This is a genomic window from Mesorhizobium sp. M7A.F.Ca.CA.001.04.2.1 (genome assembly GCF_003998485.1).
Classification (GTDB): domain Bacteria; phylum Pseudomonadota; class Alphaproteobacteria; order Rhizobiales; family Rhizobiaceae; genus Mesorhizobium; species Mesorhizobium ciceri.
Window position 1 is genome coordinate 38914 of sequence record NZ_RZQT01000043.1, and the last position, 6010, is coordinate 44923.

The 6010-nt window shown below is 59.7% G+C and carries 4 protein-coding genes and 2 pseudogenes; 5 read left to right on the plus strand and 1 reads right to left on the minus strand.

The annotated features are described in order from the left end of the window. Window positions 1-215: 215 nt before the first annotated feature. Together EN955_RS35405 and EN955_RS16020 are read left to right on the plus strand one after the other, a co-directional pair. A pseudogene (locus tag EN955_RS35405) lies at window positions 216-857 on the plus strand (pitrilysin family protein); the annotation flags it as partial. Window positions 858-913: 56 nt separating this feature from the next. Continuing rightward, window positions 914-2083 (plus strand): annotated as a pseudogene (locus EN955_RS16020) (NAD-dependent succinate-semialdehyde dehydrogenase); the annotation flags it as partial. 783 nt (window positions 2084-2866) lie between these two features. On the opposite strand, the gene EN955_RS16025 reads toward EN955_RS16020, so the two are convergent. Continuing rightward, entirely contained in the window at window positions 2867-3382 is a 516-nt protein-coding gene (locus EN955_RS16025; protein ID WP_224570032.1) for a DUF2285 domain-containing protein, read from the minus strand. A gap of 794 nt (window positions 3383-4176) precedes the next feature. On the opposite strand from EN955_RS16025, the gene EN955_RS16030 reads away from it, so the two are divergent. The 3 genes from EN955_RS16030 to EN955_RS34810 all read left to right on the plus strand — a co-directional run bounded on the left by EN955_RS16030 (window position 4177) and on the right by EN955_RS34810 (window position 6001). Continuing rightward, window positions 4177-4665, plus strand: a complete 489-nt coding sequence (locus EN955_RS16030) for a transposase (RefSeq protein ID WP_024505394.1) — start codon at window positions 4177-4179, stop codon at window positions 4663-4665. Window positions 4666-4836: 171 nt separating this feature from the next. Then, window positions 4837-5433 carry a hypothetical protein gene (locus tag EN955_RS34805; protein ID WP_164769883.1) on the plus strand — a complete coding sequence of 199 codons (597 nt, stop codon included), beginning with the start codon at window positions 4837-4839 and terminating at the stop codon, window positions 5431-5433. 394 nt (window positions 5434-5827) lie between these two features. Further along, a complete protein-coding gene (locus EN955_RS34810) occupies window positions 5828-6001 on the plus strand; it encodes a hypothetical protein (protein ID WP_155924992.1) in 174 nt (57 codons plus the stop codon). Window positions 6002-6010: the final 9 nt, after the last annotated feature.

A 6010-nucleotide genomic window follows, 5' to 3' on the forward strand; every position in this document is an offset into this window, starting at 1 on the left:
ACCACACAGTGGAAATCGTCAACATCGGCTTTGCCTTCAAGGGCGGCACCAAGCAGGACCCGGTCGGGAAGGAGGGGATGGCCAAACTGATGGCCGGCCTGTTCATCGAAGGCGCTGGCCATTACGACAGCGGTGCCTTCCAGGTGAAGCTCGACCATGCCGGCGCCGAAATGAGTTTGGACGCGCAAAGCGACGACATCTACGGATCGATGTGCATGCTTTCCAAAAAGCAGGACGCGGCGTTCGGCCTGCTTCGGCTCGCGCTGAACGCGCCGCGCTTCGACCAGGGGCCGATCGATCGCGTCCGCGCCGAGATTGTCTCCCGCATCGTCGGCAGCGAGCGAGACCCTAACGCCATCGCTCAGCGCAAATGGCTGCGCGCGATCTATGGCGCGCATCCTTGTTCAAGGCCGGGAGAAGGCACAAAAGAGAGCCTCCCCGGCATCACGCCGTCCGACCTCCGCGCCTTCCACCAGGCCATTTTCGCTCGCGACGGGCTCCATATTGCCGTGGTGGGTGACATTGACGCGAACACGTTGAGGGAAAGGCTTGACCAGCTGTTTGGTGATTTGCCTGAGCAACAAACCCTCGTCCCCGTCTACGATGTCGCGCCGAAACTCGGTCAACTGGTGGAGGAGAACTACGACCTGCCGCAGACTTCGCTGACGTTGGCCTGGCCTGGCGTGAAGCCTAGCGCGCCGGATTTCTACGCGGCCGTGCTGCTGAACGACATCCTTGGCGGCTCATACTTGACTTCCCGCCTTTACGAGGAGGTACGTCAAAAACGCGGCCTTGCCTATCACGTCAGCTCTGAACTAACCCTTGACTCGCTTCTGGTTACGACAGAGACACGCTCGGACTGCGCTGCCCAAACACTGAGCATCGTGCGAGATGTGGTAAAGCAGATGGCGCAGCGGAAATGGGCAAGCCGCTTGCCGAAGCCATTTCAGAGGTATCGCATGCGGCGGCGTATCTGCAATGGTATGCCGAGGAGGCCAATCGCGTCTATGGGGAGACGATCTCGGCACCCTCGACAGACCGCCGAATGCTAGTGATCAAGCAGCCCATCGGCGTTGTTGGCACGATCACGCCATGGAATTTCCCGGCCTCCATGGTGGCGCGCAAAATCTCGCCGGCCTTGGCTGCGGGCTGCACAATCGTGCTCAAGCCCGCTGAACAGACGCCGCTTGTGGCTGGCGCAATGTTCGCCCTCGCCCATCAGGCCGGCCTTCCCGATGGCGTGGTCAACCTGATCTATGCGTCCGAAGGTGATCGCGTGGGCCGTGAACTCTGCACCAATTCCAAGATTCGAAAGATCAGCTTCACCGGTTCGACCGAGGTCGGACGGCTGCTGATGCGTCAGTGCTCTGACCAGATCAAGAAGGTCAGCCTTGAACTCGGCGGCAATGCACCTTTCATCATCTTCGATGATGCCGACATTGACGGTGCTGTTGACGGTGCGGTCCAGGCGAAGTTCCGCAATGCCGGCCAGACCTGCGTTTCCGCGAACCGCATTTACGTCCAATCGAGCGTTCACGATGAGTTCGTCAAGAAATTCGTGGAAAGAATCCGGCACTTGTCGGTTGGCGACGGATTCGATGCCGGAGTGGACATCGGACCGCTCATCGACAAGCATGCTCTGGCCAAGATCGAGTCTCACATCGCAGATGCCATTGCGAAAGGCGGCACAATACGATGCGGGGGCCAGCGTATCGGCAAGAATGGCACGTTTTTCGAACCCACGGTCCTCACCGAGATTTCCAGCGTCATGGCAGTCGCGCAAGAGGAGACATTCGGGCCGCTCGCGCCGATCATTCGCTTCAACGATGCGGATCAGGTCGTGCGCGAGGCCAATGACACGATCTACGGCCTCGCCGCATACTTCTATGCCTCAAACCTGAAGCGGGTCTGGCGTGTGGCAGAGGCTCTGGAATATGGCATGGTTGGCATCAACACGGGACGCATGTCCTCGGAGGCGGCACCGTTTGGCGGGATCAAACAATCCGGCATCGGGCGGGAGGGTTCCCGTCATGGCCTCGAGGACTATCTGGAAATGAAATATCTTTGCATGGGCGGGATTTGAAACCTGCTGCACTGTCTCTCCGCCCCACCGGGGGCGGCCTGCGGTCAATGCCGCCACCTAATTGGAAGTTCCAAACGCCGTTGACCTGAAACACGGATGCCCGGCAGGAGACTGAGCTCGCTGCCGGGCCGGACATGCCTTGGGAGGGCATAAGTCAGCGCTCCTAGGGCCGATGGGCCACTCAGTTCGTGCGCCTTTTGCCGATTGCGTTGCATGTGCCGTGCCAAGCAAAAAAGCATTGAAAAACCGCCGATGGATCAGCTTTTGCCCTGTTGCGCATTCTACATTGTGGGATATGCGACAATGCCCAAGCGGTTGAATCGTCGTGTTGCAGAACCCCAGACGGGTCATGACTGCTATTCTTAGGACAGTGCGCAGCAAGCCGCTACTCGCTGCACTCCAGGCACACCATTTCCATAATCAAGCGGTGGGTGCTATGTTGACCGAGCTGTCGACCAGGGAACGGTGTGAGGCCTCAGATCCCTCCATATTGTTGCACCCGCCGGTCCAACAGGACTGCAGGTCCGGCCTCAAAGGATCTTGGCTGCTATGGCGACATTGCGGTGCACGCCGCTTTCCGACCAATGATGTGCGTCCAGGTCGAGGCCGGCCCTAATGAACCACCGCCTTGGCACCCTCGCCCATCTCATTTCGGCATCGACAAGCTAGACCAGAGCGCACTTGCAAGGCGCCATGCAGTCCTGTCGGCGGGCGAACTGTTGGTGACGGGTACAGCTGCGAGCGAACGTTCATCCACCGACGCACAGCGCGGACTGTCGCTTTTCAAATTAGGAAATCTCTGTAGCCACCATTCATGAGCGCGCGGCCACGCGAGACGGCCCGACGGATGCGGTCGCGCAGATGATCGCGAGGATCCGCCCAGTCGGCATGGACGCGCCGTTGACCGATGAGAACTTCGGCGAGCTCGCGATGAGGTGCTCCGGCGAGCGAACCGTCGAGCGCACGAAGAACGAAGGACAAACGAACGCCGCGCTTTTCCGGCGCAAACAAGCGGGGGGGCAACTGTTGCCCTAGACTGAGAGCATTGAGGCACTCCAGTCCCCTCAGTCGATGCTTTAAAAGCACCGCGGGCCAGATGGCTTGCGTATGCAGGCAAACAGGGTGGAGGATATTCGCGCCCGAGACGGCGAGCTGCAGCGCGTGGTCCGCATTGCGAAGAAGAACATGCTGGCTCTTGTCGGGCGCCAGCAGGACGATTGCACGACAGGGCAATGCCGAGAGTTCGAACGGCGGTGTCGGCGACGAGGCAGGCAACCGTTCCGCAATGACCGGCAGCACATGGACGCACCAGAGCGGACACCAGAATACGACCGAAGCGCGGCCACAAGACTCCGCGAAACAGAACACCCCAGCGTGACAGGTCGCCGGCCGACGCGACCATATCGAGAAAGGATTGGAGAGACCAAGTCTTGCAATGCTGGCGCGCAGCGGTCAGATCGCGCTGGAACGCTGGATTGCGGCGTAAGAACTCCCAAGCCCACTCCCGCAGCGTCAGGCCAGCGGTGTAGTCGTATGATCTTTCATCCCGCCAATCGGCCTGATCCGCGCCAGTCAGGAGATTCATGACTGACATCCCCTGCCCGCGCCTGCGTGCGTCGAAACATTATGCCACTTCGCAAAGCATCGGCGAAGGCAGCAGACGTCGAAGACCCCGTTTCGTTGAAGCGTCAGCCATCGCCACTGTCGGCGACAGAAGATGTGCCCAAATTGCCACCAGACCGTCGAACGGGCACAGCGACGGCCAGCGCGACCTGGAATTGATTCCGTAACGGTCATCGGCTCCTGCGTCGCGATCCAGACGTCCCTTGAAGGCGCAGTAGCGCGGCAGTGGGTCGCACGCTGCTTGTCGGCAAGTTGTCGTAGCGGCGGCGCCATAGGCACGGTCATCGGAAGGGTCTCCTGCGGCAAGTTTTCGCCATTGGAGGCCAATCTCCCCGCTAGGGCAGCCTGTGCAGTTGCACAGGTGAAGCGGATCAATCAGGGGGAGCCATGGCGGAAACTGGATGATGACGGCTTGAGGAGAGCGGCGTATCGAGGCGGGTGATGAAGCCTGCCAGTACCTCTCAAGGAGAGTGATACGCCATGAACGAGACTATCAACACATTGTTCGCCTTCGTCAGCCCGACGAAATCGGTGATACCCTGACGGATGTACTTGGCAGCGGCGCGCGCAAATTGCTTGCGCAGGCGATCGAGATGGAAGCCGAGGCGTATGCTAAGGCGGTCGACTGCCTGACGAAAGATCAGAATGCGTCGCTGGCGTTCTACGATTTCCCCGCCGAACACTGGGATCATCTGCGAACGTCCAATCCCATCGAAAGCGTCTTTGCGACCGTTCGCCACCGCACGGTGCGTACCAAGGGCTCGCTATCCTGGAAAATCGCCCAGCTGATGGTCTTCAAGCTGGTCATGGCCGCGGCCAGGAGGTGGCGACGATTGAAAGGACAAAATCAGTTGCCGAAACTCATCGCAGGTGCCAGGTTCTTGGACGGAATCGAGGTCATCGAAAACGAAGCCGCAGAGCGCCGCTTGATCAGCCTCGTCACCCAAATTCCAGCATAGCTCCTCGGAACTGCCAGCCTTCCTTGCCGAATCAGGCGCAGATTAGCGCTGACGATACCGAGGACGGCGACGGCGATCACCTCCAGGCCGCCAAGTAGCGACCCTCAAAACACCGCCCTGGACCCGGCTGCCCCATCGGGCCTTTTCTGTTTCTGGACAAGGAGCAAACATATGTCCGCAAGCGACATTTACGAGAATGCACCACTCGGGAGCCTGATCAACTATGGTGATCGCCCCCAAACCGCTCGCCCGACAGGACCGTCTCATGAACGCCCTTCCCGCACGAGCCGCCGGCATTACGGCTGGCTTCCTCGATCAGACCGCGTCCGACCGGACCAGCCGCGCCACCCCGATTCTGCATGCCGCCGACCAGATCACGCCCTTCCTCGAACGGGGTCGGCCGATCGGCGCAAATGCAAGGGAGCGGGCTTTGCAAAGACCGGCAAGGCAGAATGGGATTTCTGGGAACTGGTCGAGGCCAGCCTGAACCGGTATCTTGTGCCTGCCCTCGGGAGTCGCTCTGTCTACCATGTGACCGACACCGACATTGCTAACATCACCGAGAAGATCGTCGCCGGGGGTCACCCGCAAGCGGCTAACACAGCCTTCTGTTATATGCTGCATTTTTCAACTGGTGTCGCAAACCGCCGCAACGGCTCGTCGCGGTTTCCCCCCGAGGGATTGGAAAATCCGGTATCCGGCCCCGATCGTCAAGCGCAAGCGAGTGGTGAACGATGCCGAACTGGCGGCTATATGGACGGGCTGTGAGCCCGAACCGGGCGATAGCGGCTATTCGTTCGGCTCCATCGTCAAGCTGCTCATGCTGACCGGACAGAGGCGTACGGAAGTTGCCGCGATGCGTTGGTCTGAACTCAACCTTGAAGCCGGAACATGGGAACTATCGGGTGACCGCCCGAAGAACGAAGAGCCTACGCTTATTCCGCTGTCCACACTGGCGGTGTCGGTCCCCCAGTCGGTACCGAAGACCAATGACACGTTTGTTTTCCCTGCGAGGGGCAACGAAAGAAGCCACTTTCAGGCTACGCGAAGGGCAAGAAGGCTCTAGACGGCAAGGTCAATATTGACGGGGTGGCTTTGGAGAACTGGACCCTTCACGAATCTGCGCAGGACGCTCGCGACAAATCTCGGCAGGCGGCAGGTATTGCCATACGTCATCGAGCACATACTGAATCACAAGGCGGCGTCCCTGACAGACATAGGCGAAATCTACGATCTCTATAGCAACGTCAAGGAGAAGCGCGAGGTGTTGCAGATGTGGTCAAATCACATCGAATGGCTGATCAAGCAGGCTGCGGATGACGCTCTGGCGGCGTAGCTGCTGGCA

What these genes read in the sequence shown, in the direction of transcription:
- EN955_RS34805 (WP_164769883.1), top strand. Translation starts at nt 4,837, where the DNA reads ATGTCCGCAAGCGACATTTACGAGAATGCACCACTCGGGAGCCTGATC.